General features: G+C 55.0%; 23 protein-coding genes. 9 read left to right on the top strand and 14 right to left on the bottom strand.

The features are described from left to right. Nucleotides 1–55: 55 nt before the first annotated feature. Nucleotides 56–424 carry a diacylglycerol kinase gene (locus IAE30_RS19280; protein WP_200680738.1) on the bottom strand — a complete coding sequence of 123 codons (369 nt, stop codon included), beginning with the start codon at nucleotides 422–424 and terminating at the stop codon, nucleotides 56–58. A gap of 127 nt (nucleotides 425–551) precedes the next feature. Here IAE30_RS19280 and plsB point away from each other — a divergent pair, with 127 nt between their 5' ends. Next, entirely contained in the window at nucleotides 552–2975 is a 2424-nt protein-coding gene (gene plsB / locus IAE30_RS19275; protein ID WP_200538006.1) for a glycerol-3-phosphate 1-O-acyltransferase PlsB, read from the top strand. A gap of 63 nt (nucleotides 2976–3038) precedes the next feature. Here the strand turns inward: plsB and ubiA are convergent, their stop codons facing one another. The 4 genes from ubiA to IAE30_RS19255 form a co-directional block, all read right to left on the bottom strand. Next, complete coding sequence (gene ubiA / locus IAE30_RS19270; protein WP_200538060.1) at nucleotides 3039–3905, bottom strand: 4-hydroxybenzoate octaprenyltransferase; 867 nt, start codon at nucleotides 3903–3905, stop codon at nucleotides 3039–3041. Between the two features lie 24 nt (nucleotides 3906–3929). Next, nucleotides 3930–4448 carry a chorismate lyase gene (ubiC, locus tag IAE30_RS19265; RefSeq protein WP_038643645.1) on the bottom strand — a complete coding sequence of 173 codons (519 nt, stop codon included), beginning with the start codon at nucleotides 4446–4448 and terminating at the stop codon, nucleotides 3930–3932. 90 nt (nucleotides 4449–4538) lie between these two features. Beyond that, nucleotides 4539–4949 (bottom strand): phosphate-starvation-inducible protein PsiE, encoded by a 411-nt coding sequence (gene psiE / locus IAE30_RS19260; protein ID WP_034826969.1) that lies wholly within the window; start codon nucleotides 4947–4949, stop codon nucleotides 4539–4541. Between the two features lie 70 nt (nucleotides 4950–5019). Then, nucleotides 5020–5718 carry a UTRA domain-containing protein gene (locus IAE30_RS19255; RefSeq protein WP_038643648.1) on the bottom strand — a complete coding sequence of 233 codons (699 nt, stop codon included), beginning with the start codon at nucleotides 5716–5718 and terminating at the stop codon, nucleotides 5020–5022. 223 nt (nucleotides 5719–5941) lie between these two features. Here IAE30_RS19255 and IAE30_RS19250 point away from each other — a divergent pair, with 223 nt between their 5' ends. The 6 genes from IAE30_RS19250 to IAE30_RS19225 all read left to right on the top strand — a co-directional run bounded on the left by IAE30_RS19250 (nucleotide 5942) and on the right by IAE30_RS19225 (nucleotide 12375). Continuing rightward, complete coding sequence (locus IAE30_RS19250; protein WP_045832392.1) at nucleotides 5942–7003, top strand: ABC transporter substrate-binding protein; 1062 nt, start codon at nucleotides 5942–5944, stop codon at nucleotides 7001–7003. A 124-nt stretch (nucleotides 7004–7127) separates the two neighbouring features. Further along, on the top strand, nucleotides 7128–7937 hold the full coding sequence (locus IAE30_RS19245) for an alkaline phosphatase family protein (RefSeq protein WP_200538002.1): 810 nt from the start codon (nucleotides 7128–7130) through the stop codon (nucleotides 7935–7937). Continuing rightward, entirely contained in the window at nucleotides 7937–8785 is an 849-nt protein-coding gene (locus IAE30_RS19240; protein ID WP_038643654.1) for an ABC transporter permease subunit, read from the top strand. Before IAE30_RS19245 ends, IAE30_RS19240 begins: the two co-directional genes overlap by 1 nt. A gap of 3 nt (nucleotides 8786–8788) precedes the next feature. After that, on the top strand, nucleotides 8789–9574 hold the full coding sequence (locus IAE30_RS19235; protein WP_038643656.1) for an ABC transporter permease: 786 nt from the start codon (nucleotides 8789–8791) through the stop codon (nucleotides 9572–9574). Nucleotides 9575–9576: 2 nt separating this feature from the next. Then, a complete protein-coding gene (locus tag IAE30_RS19230; protein ID WP_034826982.1) occupies nucleotides 9577–10569 on the top strand; it encodes an ABC transporter ATP-binding protein in 993 nt (330 codons plus the stop codon). A 180-nt stretch (nucleotides 10570–10749) separates the two neighbouring features. Then, complete coding sequence (locus tag IAE30_RS19225) at nucleotides 10750–12375, top strand: Na/Pi cotransporter family protein (protein ID WP_038643660.1); 1626 nt, start codon at nucleotides 10750–10752, stop codon at nucleotides 12373–12375. Between the two features lie 168 nt (nucleotides 12376–12543). Here the strand turns inward: IAE30_RS19225 and gntU are convergent, their stop codons facing one another. The 4 genes from gntU to IAE30_RS19205 form a co-directional block, all read right to left on the bottom strand. Next, nucleotides 12544–13884: a gluconate transporter gene (gene gntU / locus IAE30_RS19220; protein WP_200680737.1), complete on the bottom strand. Its 1341-nt coding sequence runs from the start codon at nucleotides 13882–13884 to the stop codon at nucleotides 12544–12546. A gap of 2 nt (nucleotides 13885–13886) precedes the next feature. After that, nucleotides 13887–14423: a gluconokinase gene (gntK, locus tag IAE30_RS19215; protein ID WP_038649722.1), complete on the bottom strand. Its 537-nt coding sequence runs from the start codon at nucleotides 14421–14423 to the stop codon at nucleotides 13887–13889. A 140-nt stretch (nucleotides 14424–14563) separates the two neighbouring features. Beyond that, on the bottom strand, nucleotides 14564–15559 hold the full coding sequence (gene gntR / locus IAE30_RS19210) for a gluconate operon transcriptional repressor GntR (RefSeq protein WP_038643664.1): 996 nt from the start codon (nucleotides 15557–15559) through the stop codon (nucleotides 14564–14566). Between the two features lie 180 nt (nucleotides 15560–15739). Next, nucleotides 15740–16435 carry a pirin family protein gene (locus IAE30_RS19205; RefSeq protein WP_038643666.1) on the bottom strand — a complete coding sequence of 232 codons (696 nt, stop codon included), beginning with the start codon at nucleotides 16433–16435 and terminating at the stop codon, nucleotides 15740–15742. A gap of 364 nt (nucleotides 16436–16799) precedes the next feature. On the opposite strand from IAE30_RS19205, the gene IAE30_RS19200 reads away from it, so the two are divergent. Next, the gene (locus IAE30_RS19200; RefSeq protein ID WP_200680736.1) at nucleotides 16800–17291 is read left to right on the top strand and encodes a GNAT family N-acetyltransferase; all 492 of its coding nucleotides are present in this window, start codon (nucleotides 16800–16802) and stop codon (nucleotides 17289–17291) included. Between the two features lie 84 nt (nucleotides 17292–17375). Here IAE30_RS19200 and ggt read toward each other — a convergent pair whose 3' ends face one another. Continuing rightward, nucleotides 17376–19127: a gamma-glutamyltransferase gene (gene ggt / locus IAE30_RS19195; protein ID WP_200680735.1), complete on the bottom strand. Its 1752-nt coding sequence runs from the start codon at nucleotides 19125–19127 to the stop codon at nucleotides 17376–17378. 202 nt (nucleotides 19128–19329) lie between these two features. Here ggt and IAE30_RS19190 point away from each other — a divergent pair, with 202 nt between their 5' ends. Next, nucleotides 19330–19608, top strand: a complete 279-nt coding sequence (locus IAE30_RS19190; RefSeq protein ID WP_038643672.1) for a DUF2756 domain-containing protein — start codon at nucleotides 19330–19332, stop codon at nucleotides 19606–19608. Here IAE30_RS19190 and ugpQ read toward each other — a convergent pair. From ugpQ to ugpA, 4 genes are read right to left on the bottom strand one after another with little or no spacing between them, the layout of a single operon-like run. After that, nucleotides 19605–20348 (bottom strand): glycerophosphodiester phosphodiesterase, encoded by a 744-nt coding sequence (gene ugpQ, locus IAE30_RS19185; RefSeq protein WP_200680734.1) that lies wholly within the window; start codon nucleotides 20346–20348, stop codon nucleotides 19605–19607. The two genes, IAE30_RS19190 and ugpQ, sit on opposite strands and share 4 nt — an antisense overlap. Further along, nucleotides 20345–21418: a sn-glycerol-3-phosphate import ATP-binding protein UgpC gene (locus IAE30_RS19180; protein WP_038643676.1), complete on the bottom strand. Its 1074-nt coding sequence runs from the start codon at nucleotides 21416–21418 to the stop codon at nucleotides 20345–20347. Before IAE30_RS19180 ends, ugpQ begins: the two co-directional genes overlap by 4 nt. Then, complete coding sequence (gene ugpE, locus IAE30_RS19175) at nucleotides 21419–22264, bottom strand: sn-glycerol-3-phosphate ABC transporter permease UgpE (protein ID WP_038643678.1); 846 nt, start codon at nucleotides 22262–22264, stop codon at nucleotides 21419–21421. Continuing rightward, on the bottom strand, nucleotides 22261–23148 hold the full coding sequence (ugpA, locus tag IAE30_RS19170) for a sn-glycerol-3-phosphate ABC transporter permease UgpA (RefSeq protein ID WP_200537997.1): 888 nt from the start codon (nucleotides 23146–23148) through the stop codon (nucleotides 22261–22263). Before ugpA ends, ugpE begins: the two co-directional genes overlap by 4 nt. Between the last annotated feature and the right edge of the window lie 37 nt (nucleotides 23149–23185).

Genomic DNA, 23185 nt, shown 5'->3' with positions numbered 1-23185 from the left:
CGAAATGAAAACCAAAACAGAGGGAAAAATCAGCGGTTTGAAGATTCTGGAATACCTATCGCAAATGCGACCAGAGCAGCGCGATCCAGACAAACAGAGCCAGTAAGATAGCCAGCAATACCGCCGCTGAGCCCATATCTTTTGCTCGTCCGGCTAAAGGATGGCGCTCTTGCCCAATGCGATCCACCACCGCTTCGATGGCGCTATTCAGGATTTCAACGATGATCACCAGCACCACGGAGCCAATCATCAGCACACGGGAAGTCGGATCAACATCCAGCCAGCAGGCCACCACAATCGCCACCAGTGCGGCAATGGCTTCCTGACGAAATGCGGCTTCATGTTGCCAGGCGGCGCGCAAGCCTTGCCAGGAATAACCGGCTGCATTCACTATTCTTTGAATACCGGTGACGTTATTTGCCATGCTTTGGAACCCTTGATGTGATTTGGCGTCAATATGTGGGCTGTCTGAGGTCGTGTAAGCCACAGATCTTCGTTGCACTTTCTGGTATGCTTGCCGCGCTTTGCTAACAAGAGGCTTTAAGTTGTCTATGTCAGGTTGGCGTAAACTTTATTACAAACTATTGAATTTACCACTCTCTTTTTTGGTAAAGAGTAAGGTCATTCCGACCGATCCTGTCTCAGAACACGGGATCGATCCGACGCGTCCAGTGATGTATGTTTTGCCATATGATTCAAAGGCTGACCTGCTCACTCTCCGGGCGCAGTGCCTGAAACATGATCTGCCCGATCCGCTGGCTCCGCTGGAGATCGACGGCACGCTATTGCCGCGTCACGTGTTTATTCACGATGGCCCACGCGTATTCCCCTATTTCGTTGCCAATCCTGAGTCGGTGAAGCTATTCCACGACTACCTCGATTTGCACCGCAGTAATCCGGATCTCGACGTCCAGATGTTACCGGTTGCGGTCATGTTTGGTCGCGCGCCGGGACGTGAAATTCAGGGTGAAGATACGCCGCATCTGCGCATCCTTAATGGTGTTGAGAAATTCTTCGCCATTTTGTGGCACGGACGTGACAGCTTTGTGCGCTTCTCGCCGACCGTTTCCCTGCGCCAGATGGCGACGGAGCACGGCACCGATAAGTCGATTGCCCAGAAGCTGGCACGCGTGGCACGCATTCACTTCGCGCGTCAGCGTCTGGCTGCAGTCGGGCCACGTCTGCCCGCACGTCAGGATCTGTTCAACAAGCTGCTGCAATCCAAAGCGATTGAAAAAGCGGTTGAAGATGAAGCGCGCAGCAAAAAAATCTCGCACGAGAAAGCCCAGCAGAATGCCGTTGAGATGATGGAAGAGGTCGCAGCGAACTTCTCGTATGAGGCCATTCGCGTCACAGACCGCGTGATGGGCTGGCTGTGGAGCCGTCTTTATCAGGGCATCAACGTCAACGGTGGCGAGCGTGTGCGTCAGCTGGCGCAAGATGGCCACGAAATTGTGTATGTGCCCTGCCATCGCAGTCACATGGACTATTTACTGCTCTCTTACGTGCTCTATCATCAGGGCCTGGTGCCGCCACACATCGCGGCTGGCATCAACCTGAACTTCTGGCCAGCAGGTCCGATTTTCCGTCGCCTGGGCGCTTTCTTTATCCGTCGTACCTTCAAGGGCAACAAGCTCTATTCCACGGTATTCCGCGAATATCTGGGCGAGTTGTTCAGCCGCGGATATTCAGTCGAGTATTTCGTTGAAGGCGGGCGCTCACGCACGGGCCGACTGCTGGATCCTAAAACCGGCACGCTGTCGATGACGTTGCAAGCCATGCTGCGTGGCGGTAGCCGCCCGATTACCTTCGTTCCAATCTACATCGGCTATGAACACGTCATGGAAGTGGGTACTTACGCCAAAGAGTTACGTGGTGCGGCCAAAGAGAAAGAGAGTTTCCTGCAGATGGTGCGCGGGTTACGTAAACTGCGCAATCTTGGCCAGGGCTACGTTAACTTCGGCGAACCCCTGCCGTTGATGAACTATCTGAACAAAAACGTGCCGGAATGGCGTGATGCGATCGATCCGATTGAACCGCAGCGTCCGGCATGGATGACGCCGACCGTGAATGATATTGCGGCACGTCTGATGGTGCGTATCAACGAAGCCGGTGCAGCCAACGCCATGAACCTGTGCGTCACCGCGTTGCTGGCTTCTCGTCAGCGTTCTCTGACGCGTGAGCAGTTGATTGAGCAACTGGAATGCTATACCCAGCTGCTGCGTAACGTGCCTTATTCGCCGGAAGCGACTGTGCCGGAGATGAGTGCTGAAGCGCTGCTTGATCACGCCATGGGCATGAACAAGTTCGAGACGGAACAAGACAACATTGGCGATATCATCATTCTGCCGCGCGAGCAGGCCGTCCTGATGACCTACTACCGCAACAACATCCACCACATGCTGGTCATGCCATCGCTGATTGCCGCTATTGTGCAGCAGCATCGTGAGATCAGTGAGGCGGAGTTGCTGCGTCAGGTGAGTCTGGTGTATCCGATGCTGAAGAGTGAGCTGTTCCTGCGCTGGGATAACGCAGAGCTGCCAGGCGTGCTGAATGCCCTCTGTGCTGAGATGGCGCGACAAGGCCTGATTACCGAGCATGATGGGCAGTTACGCATGAATCCTGTGCGTCACCGCTCGCTGCAACTGCTGGCTGCCGGTATCCGTGAAACGCTGCAGCGTTTTGCCATCACCTTCGCCATTCTGAGTGCCAAGCCGACGATTAACCGCGGCACGCTGGAGAAAGAGAGCCGCACGCTGGCGCAGCGTTTGTCTGTGTTGCATGGCATTAATGCGCCAGAGTTCTTCGACAAAGCGGTATTTACCGCGCTGGTGCTGTCACTGCGTGATGAAGGCTACATCAGTGATTCAGGCGATGCCGATGCGGAACGCACCCACATTATGTGGCAGATGCTGGCAGAGCTGGTGACCGGTGATGTCCGTTTGACTATTGAAAGCGCTTTAGCCCACGAATAACGTCGGGCATCAAAAACAGAAAGGCGACCCTCAACGGGTCGCCTTTTTTATGGCATTAACCACTTAAAACAGGTCAATAAATGGCTGAGTATTGAGAAGCACGCCGATAAACAGCACCAGCCCAACATAGTTATTATTCAGAAAGGCCTGGAAGCAAGGATCGCGTTCACGTTGAGCAATCAGCTTTTGTTGATACACAAAGAAGCCGCCCGCCACCAGCAGTGACCAGTAAAACGCACCGTTCAGATGCAACATCAATCCCACCAGCGCCATTAGCCCCAGCGTGGCCAACTGCAATAAGCCGATGATCAACTTATCGAAACGACCGAACAGAATCGCCGTGGATTTCACGCCAATCTTCAGGTCGTCATCACGATCAACCATCGCGTATTGCGTGTCGTAAGCCACCGTCCAGCAGATATTCGCGAAGAACACCAGCCAGCAAACAAGAGGTAAGGACTCACTAACTGCCGCCCAACCCATTGGAATCGCCCAGCCGAATGCCGCTCCCAATACCACCTGGGGTAAATGGGTGTAACGCTTCATAAACGGATAGACCCATGCCAGTGCCAGGCCACCAAATGACAGCAAAATCGTCATACGGTTCATGGTCAGCACGAGCGCAAATGCCAGCAACCCGAGCACGACAAACAGGATTTTGGCCTCTTTCTCCGTCACCGCGCCGCTCGCCAGCGGACGTGATGCGGTCCGTTTGACATGACCATCCACCTTACGGTCCGCATAATCATTGATCACGCAACCCGCGGCACGCATCACGATAACACCGAGCACAAATACCACCAGCACAGACAAAGGCGGCACCGCCATGCCTGATAACCACAGTGCCCACATTGTGGGCCACAGCAGCAACAGCGTGCCAATCGGTTTATCGATGCGCATCAGGCGCCGATAAGCCTGCCATTTGGTCATGGTTAAGGTTTTTTCCACAATCCTTTATCCTTGATTCAGCGCGCGGTACAACGGCGACGCTGGTAAAAACAGTTCAGTTAGCAGCAGCGGTTTGCCTGATAAACGCAGGCGCGAGCGACGTCCCCACAGATCATCCACCTGGCCGGGATCGATAAAATCGCGGCTCAGCGTCGAGGAGGCGAAAAGATAGCGCCCCAACGGACGGGTGCCAAGATTTTGCAGCATCTGCTCCGGGCCGTTCAACGTGCTTTCTGGCACCACGGTTCGCCCAATCAGCCAGGGTTCGCCATCGCCACACAGCACGATTTCACGTAACCAAAAGCGCTCATCGGCGGGCAGGAATTCCGCTTCTGGCGCCATCTCGTCAGCGGTAATAAAGCTTTCGCGGATCAGTTCCACCGTCACCTGCTGGCAATGCTGCTCGAAACGACGCGTCATGGAGTCTTCCTCCAGCAACCAGTCAAGCAGAGGGGGGGAAAGCAAGGGGGAAGTGGCTGGCAGCCAATGCAGTGCGAGTAACTGGCGCAGCGCGTGATGCGACATCAGGACATCTCCGGAGAAAAAGTTGCCCTAGTTTAACGCAGAGAATCGGGCGTGGCACTGCTGGTTGTGCCACACCCGACAGAAGGGGGATTATTCGCGCTTTAAGCGATTGCTATTGGCTAACCACAGCGTGACCACCAGAATTAAAATCGCCGCTGAATAATAAAGCGTGTCGAACGGGTTTTTGTGGTCAACGATTATCAGACGAATGATTGCGGTGATGCCGATATAGATGAAATAACGCAGCGGAAAGTGATAGCCGGACTGGAAGTACTTCACGATCAGCGCGATAAATTCAAAATAAAGAAAATAGATCACAATGCCTTCGATCAGCAGGTAGGACGACGCCTGCTCACCGGTGCTGAACAGCACATTGGCTAAATGGATTGTCTCTTTGCCAAGGAAGACCACCAGGATGACAGCCAGCGTCACCAAACCAATATTCAGAACCCATTGTAAAACTGAAGCAATAAGCTGCCCCATCGCTGATTTTGTTGTCATTTTTATGCGCCTCAAAGTACGGAAACTCTCTGAGGCTATCATGCTGTAGTGTGATCGAAATCACAATATGCTACACATCAACATCCACACAGAGCGCGTCATAACGCCAGTATTCACAGTCACAGTCGATCACCCGTTTATGTTGATCGCGGTTGATACGGGTAATCAGTAATCCGGGAGTGCCGCTGGCGACATTGAGTGCCGGTGCAGCGCGCGCCGGTAATGGGCCAGGAAGAATAGTAAAGCGTGCGCCGCCGTAACGAATGCCATAACGCTGATCGTAGAGATCGGTGAGCGAGCGGGTCAGGTCTTCTTCCAGCAGGCCAGGAAAAAAGGCCGGATTGAGGTAATGCTCGACATACAACACCGCGCGGCCATCGATACGTCGCAGGCGGCGAATGCGAAATACACTATCGCCTTCTAATAGCTGTAAATGTCGCGCAATCACCAGCTGTGCCGGGACCTCCCGCGCCTCAATCACTTCAGTAAGGGCGATACGGCCTTGTTCGGCCGCCATGGCATGAAAGTGGCTGTGATGGGCCGGGTTATACACCAGCCTTGGCGGTGCGAGAAACCAGCCTCGACGCAATTCACGGTAAATAATGCCCTGCGCTTCCAGCAAGCCCAGCGCCTCACGCAGGGTAATGCGCGTGGTGGAATAGAATTCACTCAAACTGCGTTCTGCCGGTAAACGCCCGCTGGCAAATTCACCGTTTTCAATGCGTTCACTCAGCGCCGTAGCAATCACATCCACCGTTTTTGACGACATTCTTTAGCCTCATTTTGGGGCAATTCTGCACTATGACAGTTCGATGACTACAATATGACAGGCATATCCCACGCTTTCGCGCGCTGTATCCGCATGTGGAGCTGCGCGTCACACCACATTTCACCACCATGGTCATAAAACCTTCATCTGATCGGGCTACATTGGCTCGGTTCTTGCTGGACTAGACCAAGACGTCCCACAACTTACACCCGGAGCAATCGAGATGAAAGCGTTTATCTCCTCTGTAGTAGCCAGTGCCGTACTGCTTGCGCTGCCCGCCGCGCACGCCGCCGATAACGACCTTGCCGCGCTGGAAAAAGCCGCGCGTGCTGAGGGCCAGGTCAACAGCGTCGGTATGCCAGACAGCTGGGCGAACTGGAAAGACACATGGAATGACATCAACAGCAAATATGGCCTGAAGCACAGCGATACCGATATGTCATCGGCGCAGGAGCTGGCTAAATTTGATGCAGAGAAAGAGAACGCCAGCGCCGATATCGGTGATGTGGGCGCCGCTTTCGGTCCGGTCGCTGTGACCAAAGGTCTGGCACAACCCTACAAACCGACGCATTGGGATCAGATTCCGAGCTGGGCAAAAGATAGCGAAGGCAACTGGATGCTGGCTTACACCGGCACCATCGCCTTCCTGATCGACAAACAGCAGGTGAAAGATGCGCCACACAGCTGGGCCGATCTGAAGAAAGGTAAGTATGTGGTCACTATCGGTGATGTCGGCGTGGCTGCTCAGGCTGCTAACGGCGTTCTGGCCGCGAACTACGCACTGGGTGGTGATGAGAAGAACCTGAAGCCAGCGTTGAACTTCTTTGGCGAACTGGCCAAAGAGGGCCGTCTGGGCGTGACCGATCCGGTGATTGCCAACATCGAGAAAGGCGAAATTCAGGTTGCCGTGGTATGGGACTTCAACGGTCTGAATTACCGCGATCAGATCGACAAAAACCGCTATGAAGTGGTGATTCCGTCTGATGGCTCCGTGATTTCAGGCTATACCACCATTATCAACAAATACGCTAAGCACCCGAACGCCGCCAAACTGACGCGCGAATACATCCTTTCTGATGAAGGTCAGATCAACCTGGCGAAAGGTTATGCGCGTCCAATTCGTGCTGAACATTTGACCCTGCCAGCTGACGTACAGGCCAAACTGCTGCCGCAGTCTGAATACAAAAATGCCCGCCCGATCAAAGATCAGGCTGCATGGGATAAGACGTCAAAAATGCTGCCGCGCCTGTGGCAAGAGAACGTGATTATCAATATGAAGCAGTAATTTGCACACACCCTGGCGGCGCGATGTCGCGCATCGATCTGCAGCGACAACGCTGCGCATCGATACGCAATACGTTGCGCCGCTATGCACAGTGCCCGCAATTTGAATGATGTAAGGAACGGGAATGAAGACAATCCTGGTGGTACTGGATGGCCTGAGCAATCAGGTGGCACAGCATGCGATGGGCTATCTGTTTGCCGAATGCAAGCAGGGTAATGGCCAATACTACACGCTCACCTGCGAGCTGCCTTCGCTATCGCGTCCGCTATACGAGTGCATTCTGACCGGTATTCCGCCGGTAGAGAGCGGCATTATACATAACGGCGTCAATCGCCTGAGCAATCAGCGTAGCATCTTCCATTACGCCCGCGCCGCCGGTTTAACCACGGCCGCTGCCGCCTATCACTGGGTCAGTGAGCTGTATAACCAATCCCCGTTCAACAATGCGCGTGATCGCCACACCGTCGCCCCCGATTTGCCGATCCAATACGGCCACTTTTACTGGGACGACAGTTATCCGGATTCCCACTTGTTTGAAGATGCTGAGAGCCTGCGTCTGAACCACGATCCGGACTTTTTACTGATCCACCCGATGAATATTGACGATGCCGGGCATAAACATGGCCTGTCATCGCCGCAATACCGCAACCGCGCACGAATGGCCGATGGCTATTTGTCACAGTGGATGCCCGGCTGGCTCGCCGCGGGCTATCAGGTGATCGTCACCGCCGACCACGGCATGAACGATGACCGTTCGCACGGCGGTATTTTACCGGAAGAGACGCAAGTGCCGCTGTTTGTGTTTGGTGCAGGCTTCTCACGTCAGCCCGATCTCGAACCGCAGCAGATCGAACTGTGCGGTATTGTCTGCACGCTGCTCGGCATTGAACACGACAAACCCGTGTGTCACGGTTTGCTGGCGGGGCCGCGTTAATGAAGGGCAAAACCCTCGCTACACTGTTACTGCTGCCGTTCGCCTTTTTCTGGGTCGCCTTCCAGCTCGCGCCGCTGTTGTGGATTGCCATTAACAGCTTCTGGAGCGACATGAACGAGCGCTGGGGTATCGACAATTACACCGATATCCTCACTTCGCCGTTTTATCTGCAGGCATTTCGCCTGTCGCTGGATATCTCCATCTGGTCGAGCATTTACGGCCTGCTGATTTCGCTGTTTGCCGGCTATTCCCTGCATCAGTTAGGCAGCGGTCGTTTTCAGCGCTTCCTGATGTCCTTCACCAACATGACCAGTAACTTCGCCGGCGTGCCGCTGGCGTTTGCCTTCGTGATTCTGCTGGGCATGAATGGCTGTCTGACGCTGCTGCTGCGCCACTTCGGCATGCTGGAAGGATTCAAACTGTTCTCGCGTGACGGCATGGTGCTGGTTTACACCTGGTTCCAGATCCCACTTGGCATTCTGCTGCTCTATCCGGCGTTTGATGGCTTACGCAAAGATTGGGAAGAGTCAGCCGCGCTGCTCGGTGCCAGCCGCTGGCGTTACTGGTGGCATATTGGTTTGCCCATCCTGTTCCCGGCGCTGTTAGGGACTTTCGTCATCCTGCTGGCCAATGCCCTGGGCGCTTACGCCACCATTTATGCGCTGACCACCGGTAACTTTAACGTGGTGCCAGTGCGAATTGCTGCGCTGGTATCGGGCGATATCTCGCTCGATCCGAATACCGGCGGTGCGCTGGCAATGTTGCTGGTGTTCATTATGGCGCTGATTACCGTGGTGCAGCAGTATCTGGTGCGCCGCAGTTATCTCAACGCGAAATCACAGGAGTAGAACGTGTCTCGCGCGGAAAAAATTTATCATCGCCTGATTATCTGGCTGCTGCTGATCATCCTCGCCGCCCCTCTGCTGGCGACACTGCTGTACGGCATATCCACCGACTGGAGTGACACTATTCTGCCGCAGGGCTTCACACTGAAGTGGCTTATCGCACTGTGGAGCGATCCGCGTTTCCTGACGGCGCTGGGCCATTCGCTGCTGATTTGCTTTGGTGCGCTGTTGTTCTCGCTGGTGCTGGTGCTGCCTGCGATGTTTGTAATCGCTTACTATTATCCGAAGCTGGATGCGGTGATGAACGTGCTGATTCTGATGCCGTTTGCCGTACCGCCGGTGGTGTCATCCGTTGGCCTGCTGCAGCTTTACTCGTCATCGCCGCTGATGATCACCGGCACGCCGTGGATTCTGGTCGGCTGTTATTTCACCATCGCGCTGCCGTTTATCTACCGCGCCATTGCCAACAATATGCAGGCGATCAACCTGAAAGAGCTGATCGATGCGTCTCATCTGCTGGGTGCCAGCACCTGGCAGGCAGCACTGTTTGTGGTGTTGCCCAACCTGCGCAAAGGCGTGTTTATCGCGGTGTTGCTCTCTTTCTCTTTCCTGATAGGTGAGTTTGTGTTCGCTAACCTGTTAGTTGGCACCCGCTATGAAACCTTACAGGTTTATCTCTACAATATGCGTAACGGCAGCGGCCACTTTACCAGTGCGCTGGTGATCTCCTATTTTGCTGTCGTCCTGCTGGTCACCTGGCTGGCGAATGCCCTCAATCCTGAACGAGGCTGACCATGAGTTATCTGAATGTCACCCAGCTGAACAAAAGCTATGGCCCCACCAGCATCTTTGAAAATATCGATTTCAGCGCCGATGAAGGCGAGTTTGTCACCCTGCTCGGCCCGAGCGGTTGCGGCAAATCGACGCTGCTGCGCTGCATCGCCGGTTTGACCGATGTCGATAGCGGCAAAATTCTGCTGCAGGGTCAGGATATCGTACCGCTGCCACCGCAGAAACGTACCATCGGCATGGTGTTTCAGAGCTACGCACTGTTCCCCAACATGACAGTGGAGAAGAACGTGGCGTTTGGCCTGAAAATGCAGAAACTGCCAGGCGGCGATATTCAGAAACGCGTAATGGAAGCGCTGGCACTGGTCGAACTGACCGATTTTGCCCGCCGTTATCCGCACCAGCTTTCTGGCGGACAATGCCAGCGTGTTGCCTTAGCGCGCTCCCTGGTGACGCGCCCTCGTTTGCTGTTGCTGGATGAGCCGCTCTCCGCACTGGATGCGCGTATCCGCCGCCATCTGCGTGAACAGATCCGCAATATCCAGCAGGAGCTAAAGCTCACCACGATTTTCGTCACCCACGATCAGGAAGAGGCGCTGACGCTGTCGGATCGCATCGTGCTGATGAACCGTGGCAAGATCGTGCAAAACGGTAACGCTGAAGCACTCTACACGCAGCCAGCCGACCTGTTTGCCGCCGGGTTTATCGGCAACTACAACCTGCTGAGTGCGGAACAGGCAACGCAGCTCACCGGCCAGACATTCACGGGTCAGGTAGCGATTCGACCTGAGTCGATCCGCTTGAGTGCACCGCAGGATGGCATTCCGGCCACTATTCTCAGTCACAGCCTGCTGGGTAATGTCATTCGCTATCGCGTAGTGGCGAATAGCGTGGAGTTATCCGTCGATGTGCTGAACCGCAGCGTGGCGGATTTGCACCCTGCTGGCATGCAAATTGGTCTACAGTTAGAGATGTCGACGTTGCGCCAGGTTGCTTAAATTTAACGAAAAATGGGCAAGGCAACGCGGCAGTGTTCAGCATTAATGCAGCCTGTTAATCGTTGTCGAGGCGGCCTTTAGGCTGCCTGTGGTCACGCTACGGTGCGCCCGCCACTTCGGTACTGACCCACAGGCTTGCAGTTGGTGCAATGAAAGTCTGAGGATAAGGAACCGCCCGACGTGTTGACCCTGCTCAATCTATTATCTGCTGTGGCCCTGCTGGTGTGGGGCACGCACATTGTGCGCACCGGCATCATGCGCGTGTATGGCGCCGATTTGCGGCGGGTGCTCAGCCGCAGCGTGGAAAAGAAGCCGATGGCGTTTCTCGCCGGGATTGGCGTCACCGCGCTGGTGCAGAGCAGCAATGCCACCACCCTGCTCGTCACCTCGTTTGTCGCACAGAATCTGGTGAGTCTGACGCCTGCGCTGGTGGTGGTGCTCGGTGCCGATGTCGGGACCGCCATCATGGCACGTATCCTGACCTTCGATCTCTCCTGGCTATCGCCGCTCTTCATCTTCTTTGGTGTGGTGTTCTTCCTCAGCCGTAAGCAGACGCGGGCCGGACAAATGGGGCGCGCCGCGATTGGTCTTGGATTGATTCTGCTGGCCTTGCAACTGATTGTCGCCGCCGCCAAACCCATCACTCAAGCGGCAGGTGTGCAGGTTTTATTCTCCACGCTGACTGGCGATGTCATGTTAGATGCACTGCTGGGTGCCGTATTCGCGATCATCAGCTACTCCAGTCTTGCTGCTGTACTGATCACCGCCACGCTCACGGCCACCGGGGTCATCTCGTTCAAAGTCGCGCTGTGCCTGGTGATTGGCGCCAATCTCGGCAGTGGTTTACTGGCGATGATCAATGCCAGCGGTTCCAATGCTGCAGGTAAACGCGTGGCACTCGGCAGCTTGCTGTTCAAATTGATCGGTAGCCTGGTTATTTTGCCTTTCGTCGATTTCATCGCTGATGTGCTCGATAAGTTGCCGGTGAATGACGAGGAGTTGGTGATCTTCTTCCACGTGTTTTATAACCTGCTTCGTTGTCTGGTGATGGTGCCATTTACCGGTCCCATGGCGAGCTTGTGCCGACGCATGATTGCCGATGACCCAGAAAACCAGGTTCACTTAAAGCCCAGACATCTTGATAGCAGCGCACTGGATACGCCGGCATTGGCACTGGCGAACGCATCGCGGGAAACGCTCCGTATAGGCGATGTGGTTGAACAGATGATGGAGTCTTTCAACAAAGTGGTTCACGGTGAGCTACGAGAAGAGCGTGTGGTGCGGCGGTTGGATGATGATGTTGACGTGCTGTATACCGCTATCAAACTCTATCTGGCACGCATGCCGAAAGAAGATTTGCCAGAAGAGGATTCACGTCGCTGGGCAGAGATTATTGAGATGGCGCTCAACCTGGAGCAAGCGGGCGATATCATCGAGCGCATGTGCGCAGATGTGGCCGATAAGTCATTGCAGGCCCGGCGCGCATTCTCCGCCGAAGGATTAGGAGAGTTAAATACTTTGCAGGAGCAGGTGCTGAATAATTTACGCCTGAGTCTGTCGGTGTTTTTGTCTAAAGACCTCACCAGCGCCAAACGCCTGCGCCGTTCCAAACACCGCTTCCGCATCCTGATTCGCCGCTTCTCTCATGCACACGTTGAGCGCTTACATCAACAGAATGTGCAGAGCATCGAAACCAGTTCCCTGCATTTAGGGTTGCTGGGGGATATGAAGCGTCTGAACTCGCTGTTCTGTGCAGTGGCGTATACGGTGCTGGATCAGCCGGATGATGAGCGGGATGAGGATTAACCAACAGCCTGGCATGACTGCGATGATCAACGGCTGCGGGATTCAGCCACATCGTCATACAGGCGCTACCAACCGGCGGTGCTATTCGGTCAGGTCGCCATCAATGGCAACCTGCCGTGCGGATAGGGGGATTTAATAGGGTGCGCATTGCGGCGCACCTGAAAAATCTTACGACAGCAAAGTGAACGCGATCATCCCGACAATGGCACCGGTGGTACCAAGAATGGTTTCCATCAGCGTCCAGGTTTTCAGCGTTTCACCTTCAGTGGCGCCGGTGAAGCGGCCAAACAGCCAGAAGCCGGCATCGTTGACGTGACTAATAATGATGGAGCCGCCCCCGATGCAGATCGACAGCGCCGCCAGCTGCGCGCCGCTGTAGTGCAGCGGTTCAATCACCGGCATGACCAGGCCCACAGTCGTCAGACAGGCCACGGTCGCCGAGCCCTGAATCACACGGATAGCACCAGAGAGGATAAAGCACGCCAGCGCAATCGGCATCCCGGCGCCAGTGAGCGCATGGCCCAATACCGGACCGACGCCAGAATCCACCAGCACCTGCTTGAACACACCGCCCGCACCGATCACCAGCAGAATAATGCCAGCCGGTTGCAGTGCGCTGCCGCACACTTGCATCACCTTCTCTTTGTCCATTCCCTGGCGATAGGCCAGTCCATAGATCGCCACCAGACACGCCAGCAGGATCGCCGTAAACGGATGGCCGATAAACTCCAGCCACTCGTAGAGACGTGAATCCGGGGTGGTGAAGCGCGCACCGATGGTTTTCAGACCCACCAGCAGCAGCGGGAACAGGATCAGCGACAGGCTGAAGCCAAACGATGGCAGTTTACCCTCTTCAATTTCAGGCTGATGGACTTCTGGCGGCGCACTGAAGCTGACGTGACGGGCAATAAAGTTACCAAACAGCGGACCCGCAATCAGCATACCGGGAATCGCCGCACACAGGCCCAGCAGGATCATCCAGCCAAAATCAGCGTGCATCTGGGAAGCCAGCAGCATCGGGGCCGGTCCCGGCAGCAGAAACGCCGCTGAGGCCGCCACGCCAGCAAACAGTGGAATGACCAACTTCACTAAGTTGCCATGGGTACGACGCGCCACGGCAAAAGCGATGCTAATCAGCAAGACCACCGCCACTTCAAAGAACAGCGGCAGCGCGCAGATCAGTCCGGCAATCCCCATCGCGTAATGCGCCCGGTTCTCACCAAAGGCTTTCAGCATGCGGATAGCGATTTGATCGACTGCGCCGGTTTCATGCAGGATTTTGCCGAACATCGCGCCCAATGCCACCACGATGGCCAGAAATCCGAGCGTTCCGCCCATGCCTTTTTGCATGGTGTCAGCAATTTTATCCAGCGGCATGCCAGAGAACAGACCGGCACCAATTGAGACTAACATCAGGGCGACAAAGGCGTGCATACGCGCTTTCATCACCAAAAACAGCAGCAGCAGGACGGAGCCTGCTGCAGTTAACACCAGCGTTGCGGTACTCATCACTAACCCTTGTTGATTGCTTCCTCGATGGTCGCAACCGTGGCCGCAACGACTTCATCCAGTGAATGATTAATATCAACCACCAGTACATCGGGCTCGTCAGCCCCAGGCTCTTGCAAGGTCTCAAACTGCGTCACCAGCATCTGCGGCTTAAAGAAGTGACCTTTACGTGCTTTCAGACGCGATTCGATGGTTTCGAAATCGCCCTTCAGATAGATGAATTTCAGGTTTTGGTTGCCCTGACGCAGGATGTCGCGGTAGGACTTTTTCAGCGCCGAGCAGACGATAATCGAAATAGCCTGGGTGCGCTGCATGGCGAACGCGGCATCATTCAGCGCCTGCAGCCACGGCTGGCGATCGTTATCATCCAGCGGATGACCGTCGGCCATTTTCATGATGTTGCTGCGCGGATGGAGGAAATCGCCATCCAGAAATGCCGTGCTCAACTGATGAGAAACCTGATTAGCGACGGCAGACTTTCCGCTGCCGGAAACGCCCATCAGGATAAAGACGTGGTGCGATGGAGATGGCGTGGTCATGGTTTTGCGCTCCGGCAGTTTGCCTGCCAATGTTACCGATAACAAATTTGATTATCATTGTCGGAGCCCACTGCGGGACTGGCAACCCTTGTTAGGTGGAAAAGCACGAAAGTGTGAACTGACTCAAATAATCGCCAAAATCAGATGCTGCCACCTTCAGCAATTTCAAACCCGACATCCAGCGGCTCGATCACGCTGCGATCACCACCGATACGCGCCAGCAGCATCGCGGCGGATTCACGTCCCATGCGCTCACGCGGCGTAAGCACTGTGGCCAGACGCGGCGTGACCACTTGCGTAATGTCGTGGCCGTGAAATCCGGCAATCGCCATCTGTGCGGGGACATGTAAGCCCTGACGCTGACACTCAAACATCGCGCCGACCGCCAGGTCATCGTTGGTACAAAACAGGCTGTCGGTTTCGGGATAGCGTTTCTGCGCCTCACGCAGCAGCTGCGCGCCGGCACTGAAGGAGGAAGCATCTTCCATCATCACACTGTGCGGGGTGAGCCCGGCTTCACGCATCGCCTTTTCGTAGCCCTGCTGTTTTTGCAGGGTACGCTCATCAAGACGCGCGCCAAGGTAAACGGTGTGGCGGTGGCCTTTTTTCAGAATAGCATGCGTCATCTGGCGCGCCGCTTCGACGTTATCGAAGCCCACCGCCATATCGAGGCACGGCGTCACCGAATCCATCATCTCAATCACCGGAATACCGGCCACTTCCAGCATGCGCAGCGTGCCGGGCGTGTGGGTGCGTTCGGTGAGAATGACGCCATCGATGTTCCAGCCGAGCAGCGATCGCAGCTGTAGCTCTTCTTTGTCCGCGTTATAGCCAAAGTGCGCCACCAACGTTTGATAACCGGCCTCATCCGTCACGGTTTCAATGCCGCGTAACACATCGGCGAATACCTGGTTGGTGAGCGAGGGCAACAGTACGCCGATGGCGCGACTGGTCGCATTAGAGAGCATATCGGGGGCACGATTGGGGATATAACCGAGTTCATCCAGTGCGACGGCGATCTTATCGCGCAGCGCCGCAGAGACCTGATCGGGGTTTCGCAGGTAGCGACTGACGGTCATTTTTGTGATGCCGACGCGATCGGCAACGTCCTGTAGTACCGGCCTTTTCTTCTTCATCGTATGCGCCTGAGGTCAGAGATACGATGAGTCTATCATTTTTTTGTCAATTTCAGGCTTTGCGGAAAACCATGAATACCCGCTCTGATTTTGTGCACATCGATACGCACCCAACGAAAAGTCGGCAAAAAATGCAAGGTCGCCATAGAGGGCAACCTTGCACGATTTATTGACAGGCTGTTACACCGGCGGCAGATCAAACAGCAGAATCTCTGCATCGCTGTCAGCGTTGATGGTCAGCGCGCTTTCATCCCAGATCGCCAGCGCATCACTGGTACCGACCTGTTCGCCATTCACGCTCACCAGACCTTTTACCACCTGAATCCACACACGACGACCCGCTTCGACAGTCACCGCGTCGGCTTCGCCCTTAGCAAACACCCAGCGCGACAGGGTCATGTCCTGGAACACTTTCAGCGATCCTTCACGCTCATCCGGTGACAGGACAAACTGGCGACCTTTCACATCCCCGAAACGGCGCTGCGCATAGCGTGGCTCAATGCCTTTGCGCTCTGGAATGATCCAGATCTGATACAGATGCAGCGGATCTTTATCACTGGCGTTGTACTCTGAATGGCGCACGCCAGTACCGGCGCTCATGATCTGGAACTCACCTGCTGGGATCTGCTCTTTGTTCCCCATGCTGTCCTGATGTTCCACGGTGCCAGACAACACATAGGTCAGGATTTCCATGTCTTTATGCGGATGGGTACCAAAACCCTGGCCGCCATCAATTACGTCTTCATTGATAACGCGTAAGGCCGAGAAGCCCATAAAGTTGGCATCGTAATAATCGGCGAAAGAAAAGGTGTGCCAGCTATCGAGCCAACCGTGATTGGCGTGACCGCGTTCTTCTGCTTTGCGTACGTAGATCATGTTCAATTCTCCTCAATGTTTTTGACAGTGTGTGCCTGAGGGAGATTGATTGATAGCTGAAAAACTTCACGCCTCTGTTCAAAAATGCTGAACGTTTTAAGGAGGATTGCACAGGAGAGATGAAGGAGGTAAATCGCAGGCAAAAAAAAAGCCAGCACCCGAGCTGGCTAAGAAACACTGGAAGCAATGTGAGCAATGTCGTGCTTACCCGGTAGTCAGGAGACGTTTCCGAGTCCGCATGACAATAATAATCATTATCATTCGCGTCTGTAAACCCTTTTTGCGAATTATTTTCCATTGACGGCTCGCGAGAATTCCTTGATGTTAAAGGGGATTTTATTCACTTTGCACAAGGAGTCGCTTTATGAGTCAGATCGTCATTCGCCACGTAATCCCTGAAGATGCTGCGGCACTAACACGTCTCTATAGCCAACCAGAGACGCAGGCGAACACGTTACAGCTACCACATCAATCGCCAAAGCTATGGCAGGAACGCCTTAGCAATCCGCGTCCGGGTGTGCATATGCTAGTGGCAATGATTGACGATCAACTGGCTGGGCAAATCACGCTAGAAGTGCAATCTGTCGCACGACGTCGCCACGCCGCTACCTTTGGCATGGGCGTCGATCCCGCCTTTCACCGTCGCGGCGTAGGCTCGGCGCTCATGGCCGCGATGATTGATCTGTGCGACAACTGGCTACAGGTGACGCGTATTGAGCTGACGGTGTTTGCCGATAACCATAAAGCGATTGGGCTGTATCAGAAGTTTGGCTTTGAGATTGAAGGCACCGCGAAACGTTTTGCGATGCGCGACGGCGAGATGATTGATACGCACTACATGGCGCGACTGAAATAACCGCTAATCAGTAGAAGCGCCCTTAAGCATACTAAAGCGCCACGACGGACAATAAGACTCGTCGCGGCGCCTTTTTTTTCGAACTTAATACCCAGCACTCAAATCATCCACCGAACGCGGATCCGAAGCGCCATAACGCATGCCATCCGGCCCAATCATAATGCTCTGCGTGCTGCCCATTGCGGGCATCACTTTCACATGCTGACCTTTGGCTTCCAGCAAACGCAGCGTATCCGGGCTAAAGCCTTTCTCCATACGCAGCTGATCCGGTAACCACTGATGGTGGAAACGCGGCGCATTGGTCGCTTCCGCTACGTTCATACCAAAATCGATGCTGTTCACCACCATTTGCAGCACAGTGGTGATAATACGGCTGCCACCTGGGCTGCCCGTCACCAACCAGGTTTTGCCGTCTTTGGCGATAATGGTCGGTGACATCGATGACAATGGACGTTTAGCCGGTTGCACTGCATTCGCCTCACCGCCCACTAAACCATACACGTTTGGTGTGCCCGGCTTAGCCGAGAAGTCATCCATTTCGTTGTTCATCAGGATACCGCTCTGTCCGGCGACAATGCCGCTACCGAAATAGGTGTTCAGCGTGTAGGTCACGGCGACCGCATTACCGTCTTTATCCACCACCGAGAAGTGCGTAGTCTGGTTGCTTTCGTACGGCTCAAGCTTACCCGGTTTGATTTCGCTGGAAGGACGCGCTTTGTTGACGTCAATCTGCTGCGCCAGGGTTTTGGCGTAGGCTTTGCTGGTCAATGCTTGCTGCGGCACTTTGACGAAATCCGGATCGCCAAGGTATTCCGAACGATCGGCATAAGCGTATTTTTCCGCTTCCGCCATCACCTGCATCGCATCGGCGCTACCAAAGCCCCACTTCGCCAGATCGAAGTTCTCCAGGATGTTGAGGATCTGCACGATGTGAATCCCACCTGAAGACGGTGGCGGCATTGAGAACACTTCATAGCCGCGATAGGTGCCGCTGACCGGTTTGCGCTCTACCGCACGATAGGCGGCCAAATCCGGTTTGCCAATCAATCCGCCATGCTGTGCCATTTCTCCGGCGATCTCATCGGCAATCTTACCTTTGTAGAAGGCATCCGGCCCTTGTTGAGCAATCAGCTGCAGGCTGTGCGCGAGGTTTTTCTGCACCAGACGCTCACCTTTTTGATACGGCTTGCCGTCTGCCTTGTAGAAAATCGCCCGGCTGTTGTCGTGATTGATCAACGTCTCTTTGCCGTAGGTCGCCAAATCGTCCGCCAGCGCATCGTTAACGATGATGCCCTCACGCGCCAGTTTAATCGCTGGAGCCAGCAGTTTACTCAGCGGCAGCGTACCGTATTTTTGTGCCGCCAGCGCAAAACCAGCAACCGTACCCGGTGTGCCCGAGGCTAAATGGGACGTGAGCGACAGTTTAGGGTCAGCATTACCCTGCTTATCGAGGAACATATCTCGTGAGGCACGCGCCGGCGCCATTTCACGAAAATCGATCGCCGTGGTGCGTCCCGATGCGGTTCGCAGCATCATAAAGCCACCACCGCCGAGATTACCGGCTTGTGGATGCGTGACGGCTAATGCGAAGCCCACTGCAACGGCCGCATCCACGGCATTACCGCCCTGCTTCAGAATATCGACGCCGACCTGGGTGGCCATCGCATCCACCGACGCCACCATACCGTGCTGCGCCTTCACCGGATGGAAGGTGTCACTGTCCACGCCGTATGACACCGGTGGCGCGCTGGCGGGCGCGGCAAACGTCCCCTGTACCACCGTAAAACTCATCAATAATGCCCAGCCAACCTGGCGCACACTGCCCTTTAGTCTCATTTGCGATCTTCCTTTGCGGTTATTTACATTTGTTATTTTTTGATGCAAGTGTTTGCAAACACGATAAAAAGCGTAGCAGTAAGCCAAATTCGGCGCACTCCTGGTTCAGGACTTTGTGACATCGCATAAACTTATGACAGCAGCCCTTGTTGCCATACTGATGACAACAGCACACAGCAGGCTGCATTAATGGAGGAAGACCATGAAAAAATGGCTAATCGTTATCGCTGCGTTGCTACCCTTAAGCAGCATGGCAAATATGCTGAACAGCACAAATGACCCGAATAAACCCGGCTATAACCCGAGCCAGCAGCGCATGCAAACGCAAATGCAGGTCCAGCAGCAACAGCAGCAGCAAAAACTGCGTCAGGATCAGCAGCAGCAGAATCAGGAATTACAGCGGAAAATGCAGGAGCGAAGGGATAGCGCCCAGCAGCGCGTGATTCAGCAACAGCCGGGCCAGCAGCAAAACCAGAATTAACGGAAGTCGGGACCGATAATGTCGATGCGGTCAGTACAGATGGCATCGACGCCCCAATTCAGCAGCTCGCGCGCCCGCGCGGGCTGATTGACTGTGTACACCAGAATGTGCAATCCGGCGGCTTTCAGCTGCGCGGTGCGCTCGGCATCCAGCAATTTATGATTGAGATGGATAGAAACGCAGCCCAGTGCACTCGTCAGCGCCTGCCAGTCATCGTGCCACTCATCCAGCAATAATCCGCGTGGCAATTCAGGCGCCGCCTGCATCGCTGCTTCCAATGCTTCATAAGAGAAGGAAGAGAGCAGCGGCGCCGTTTGCCCCTGCCACAGTTCGCGCGCGGCCAACGCCACATCGCGTCCGGTCTCCACCTCTTTGCCGGTGGTCGGTTTGATCTCAACGTTCGCCATCATCTGATGCTGGCGGCAGCGATCGGCCACGTCACGCAGCAGCGCCAGCGGCTCGCCTTCATATTCACGGCTGTACCAACTGCCCGCATCCAGCTGCGATAGCTTACTCCATGAGAGATCGCCCGCCACACCCCAGCCGTTGCTGGTGCGATCCAGCGTATCGTCATGCAACAGGAACACCTGTTTATCATCCGACAGCTTGGCATCAAACTCGATCATGGTATGACCGTACTGCGCGCCGACATCTATCGCCGCCAGGGTATTTTCCGGTGCCAGTTTACCGCCGCCGCGATGGGCGACGATCTGTGGGTATGGCCAATTTTCTACACTCATTCCAGACGCTTTCCATGGGTTGAATCGAAGAAGTGTAACGCATCTGGCGGCAGTTGCAGCCATAAGGTGCTGCCTGATTGCGGACGCTCGCTGTGCGGCAAACGCACCACCAGACGGGTATTGCCGATGCGGCCGTGCGCGAGGTTATCCGCACCCAGCATCTCCAGCGTATCCACCACTAAAGGAATGCCACCCGCGGCTTGCGAGCTGAGCACCAGATGCTCAGGGCGAATACCCAACGTAAGGGGACGATTCGCCCACTTCGCTTTGCTTTCACCCAATGGCAGGCTATTAAGCGCATCGAGCGTAAAGCGCGTGCCGTCGCTGTTGATCTGGCCTGGCAGCAGGTTCATTGCCGGTGCACCGATAAACGACGCCACAAACTGGCTCGCCGGACGCTCATACACTTCCACCGGGGTGCCCACTTGCTCGACCACCCCTTTGTTCATCACCATCACACGCTGGGCCAACGTCATGGCTTCCACCTGATCGTGTGTCACATACAGACTGGTGGTTTTCAGGCGACGATGCAGCTGTTGCAGCTCAAGACGCATCTGCACACGCAGGCGCGCATCGAGGTTCGATAACGGCTCATCAAACAGGAACACCGCCGGTTCACGCACAATGGCGCGGCCCATCGCCACACGCTGACGCTGTCCACCGGAAAGCTCACGTGGACGACGAGCCAGCAGGTGATCCAGTTCCAGACTGCGCGCGGCTTCCATTACGCGTTGATCGATCTGCTCTTTGCCCATACCGCGAATTTTCAGGCCATAAGCCATGTTTTCGCCCACAGTCATGTGCGGGTAAAGCGCATAGTTCTGGAACACCATGGCGATGCCACGATCTTTCGGTTCCATGTTAGTGACACGCTTATCGTCGATATAGATATCGCCAGAAGTCACGCGCTCAAGGCCCGCTACCATGCGCAGCAGTGTCGATTTACCACAGCCCGAAGGGCCGACCATCACCATAAACTCGCCATCGTTGATGGTGATATTCAGCGGCTGAATGATCTGATTTTTGCCGTCATACGATTTGGTGACGGTCTGAAGGGTTACGCCTGCCATTTATTTATCACTCTCCACCAGGCCACGCACAAAGGCACGTTGCATCACGAGGACCACCACCACCGGTGGGATCAGGGTTAATAACATTGCCGCCATCACTTCGTTCCACTGCGTTGGCCCACCGCTGGTGTTGATCATACTTTTCACCCCGGCAACCGCCGTGCTCAGGCTCGGATCGTTAATGATCAACAGCGGCCATAAATACTGGTTCCAGCCGTAGATAAAGGTGATCACGAACAGTGCGGCAAGGTTGGTCTTTGACAGCGGTAAGACGATATCCCAGAAGAAGCGCATCGGGCTGGCACCATCAATACGCGCCGCTTCAATCAGCTCATCCGGCAGTGACATAAAGAACTGGCGGAACAGGAACGTTGCGGTTGCCGAAGCCATCAGCGGCAGGGTTAAGCCACTGTAGCTGTCGAGCATATTCAGGTTTGAAATCACTTCCACCGTGGGGAAGATACGCACTTCCACCGGCAACATCAGCGTGATGAAGATCAGCCAGAAGAACAGCGAGCGCAACGGAAAACGGAACCACACCAGTGCGAAAGCTGAGAGCATCGACACCGCGATTTTGCCCACCGTAATGCCCAGCGCCATGATCAGGCTGTTGAGCATCATCATGCCAAAGGCTGGACCGCTGCCATTGACGCCCTGCGTCCAGATGCGTGAAATGTTGTCCCACAGATGCGTGCCGGGCACTAAGGTCATTGGCACCTGATACACCGCTTCGTTATCCAGCGTCGCGGCGACTATCGCCACGTACAGCGGGAACAGAATGGTCAGCACACCGAGCACCAGCAGGGTATGGCTGAAGATATCCAGCCCGCGTCGATTCTCAATCATTGGTATTGCACCTTACGCTCGACAAAGCGGAATTGCAGGATCGTCAGTCCAATCACCAGCAGCATCAGCACCACCGACTGCGCGGCAGAGGATGAGAGATCCAAACCGGTAAAGCCTTCGCGATAAATTTTGTAGATCAGCGTGGTAGTGGCCTGCACCGGGCCACCGCCGGTCGCGGCATCGATCACCGGGAAGGTATCGAAGAAGGCATACACCAGGTTGACCACCAGCAGGAAGAAACTCACCGGGGTGATCAGCGGCAGTGACAGATTGAAGAAGCGACGCACCGGACCGGCCCCGTCAATCGCCGCCGCTTCCACCAGCGATTTGGGGATCGATTGCAGCGCGGCGAAGAAGAACAGGAAGTTGTAACTCATCTGCTGCCAGATGGACGCCAGCACAATCAGGAACATCGCCTGACCGCTGTTTTGTGCGTAGTTCCAGTTGTAACCGATCTGGTTCAGCAGATGGCTAAACAGGCCGAGGCCGGGATTGAACAGGAACATCCACAGTACCGCGGCAACCACGGGCGCAACGGCATAAGGCAGCAGCAGCAAGGTTTGATACAGTTTTTTTAGCCGTATGACGTAATCGACCAGCGCCGCCAGCAGTAGCGAGAAGGTCATGCCGCACACGGTGACCAGTGCGCTGAATTCAATGGTGGTCCAGAAAGAGTCGAGGTAATAGCTGTCGCTGAACAGGCGTTTAAAGTTATCCAGCCCAACAAAGGTGCTGGAAATACCAAAGGGATCGATGCTTTGCAGCGAATACCACAGCGCTTCACCGGCCGGCCACAGGAAGAAAATAGCGGTAATGACCAGCTGTGGTGCCACCAGCAAATAGGGCAAAAAACGGGAGCGAAAAACGGGGCGTGATGAGGACATAGCAGACTCGCCAAAAGAGAAATCGGGGCTGACGCCA

The sequence above is a fragment of the Pantoea sp. S61 genome (assembly GCF_016625145.1).
Taxonomy (GTDB): domain Bacteria; phylum Pseudomonadota; class Gammaproteobacteria; order Enterobacterales; family Enterobacteriaceae; genus Pantoea; species Pantoea rwandensis_B.
The sequence above is the reverse complement of the archived record's forward strand: the minus strand, read 5'-3'. Positions and strand labels throughout refer to the sequence as shown.

Coding starts and splice junctions, on each gene's coding strand:
- IAE30_RS19280 (WP_200680738.1), bottom strand. CDS start 424: ATGGCAAATAACGTCACCGGTATTCAAAGAATAGTGAATGCAGCCGGT.
- plsB (WP_200538006.1), top strand. CDS start 552: ATGTCAGGTTGGCGTAAACTTTATTACAAACTATTGAATTTACCACTC.
- ubiA (WP_200538060.1), bottom strand. CDS start 3,905: ATGACCAAATGGCAGGCTTATCGGCGCCTGATGCGCATCGATAAACCG.
- ubiC (WP_038643645.1), bottom strand. CDS start 4,448: ATGTCGCATCACGCGCTGCGCCAGTTACTCGCACTGCATTGGCTGCCA.
- psiE (WP_034826969.1), bottom strand. CDS start 4,949: ATGACAACAAAATCAGCGATGGGGCAGCTTATTGCTTCAGTTTTACAA.
- IAE30_RS19255 (WP_038643648.1), bottom strand. CDS start 5,718: ATGTCGTCAAAAACGGTGGATGTGATTGCTACGGCGCTGAGTGAACGC.
- IAE30_RS19250 (WP_045832392.1), top strand. CDS start 5,942: ATGAAAGCGTTTATCTCCTCTGTAGTAGCCAGTGCCGTACTGCTTGCG.
- IAE30_RS19245 (WP_200538002.1), top strand. CDS start 7,128: ATGAAGACAATCCTGGTGGTACTGGATGGCCTGAGCAATCAGGTGGCA.
- IAE30_RS19240 (WP_038643654.1), top strand. CDS start 7,937: ATGAAGGGCAAAACCCTCGCTACACTGTTACTGCTGCCGTTCGCCTTT.
- IAE30_RS19230 (WP_034826982.1), top strand. CDS start 9,577: ATGAGTTATCTGAATGTCACCCAGCTGAACAAAAGCTATGGCCCCACC.
- gntU (WP_200680737.1), bottom strand. CDS start 13,884: ATGAGTACCGCAACGCTGGTGTTAACTGCAGCAGGCTCCGTCCTGCTG.
- gntK (WP_038649722.1), bottom strand. CDS start 14,423: ATGACCACGCCATCTCCATCGCACCACGTCTTTATCCTGATGGGCGTT.
- gntR (WP_038643664.1), bottom strand. CDS start 15,559: ATGAAGAAGAAAAGGCCGGTACTACAGGACGTTGCCGATCGCGTCGGC.
- IAE30_RS19205 (WP_038643666.1), bottom strand. CDS start 16,435: ATGATCTACGTACGCAAAGCAGAAGAACGCGGTCACGCCAATCACGGT.
- IAE30_RS19200 (WP_200680736.1), top strand. CDS start 16,800: ATGAGTCAGATCGTCATTCGCCACGTAATCCCTGAAGATGCTGCGGCA.
- ggt (WP_200680735.1), bottom strand. CDS start 19,127: ATGAGACTAAAGGGCAGTGTGCGCCAGGTTGGCTGGGCATTATTGATG.
- IAE30_RS19190 (WP_038643672.1), top strand. CDS start 19,330: ATGAAAAAATGGCTAATCGTTATCGCTGCGTTGCTACCCTTAAGCAGC.
- ugpQ (WP_200680734.1), bottom strand. CDS start 20,348: ATGAGTGTAGAAAATTGGCCATACCCACAGATCGTCGCCCATCGCGGC.
- IAE30_RS19180 (WP_038643676.1), bottom strand. CDS start 21,418: ATGGCAGGCGTAACCCTTCAGACCGTCACCAAATCGTATGACGGCAAA.
- ugpE (WP_038643678.1), bottom strand. CDS start 22,264: ATGATTGAGAATCGACGCGGGCTGGATATCTTCAGCCATACCCTGCTG.
- ugpA (WP_200537997.1), bottom strand. CDS start 23,148: ATGTCCTCATCACGCCCCGTTTTTCGCTCCCGTTTTTTGCCCTATTTG.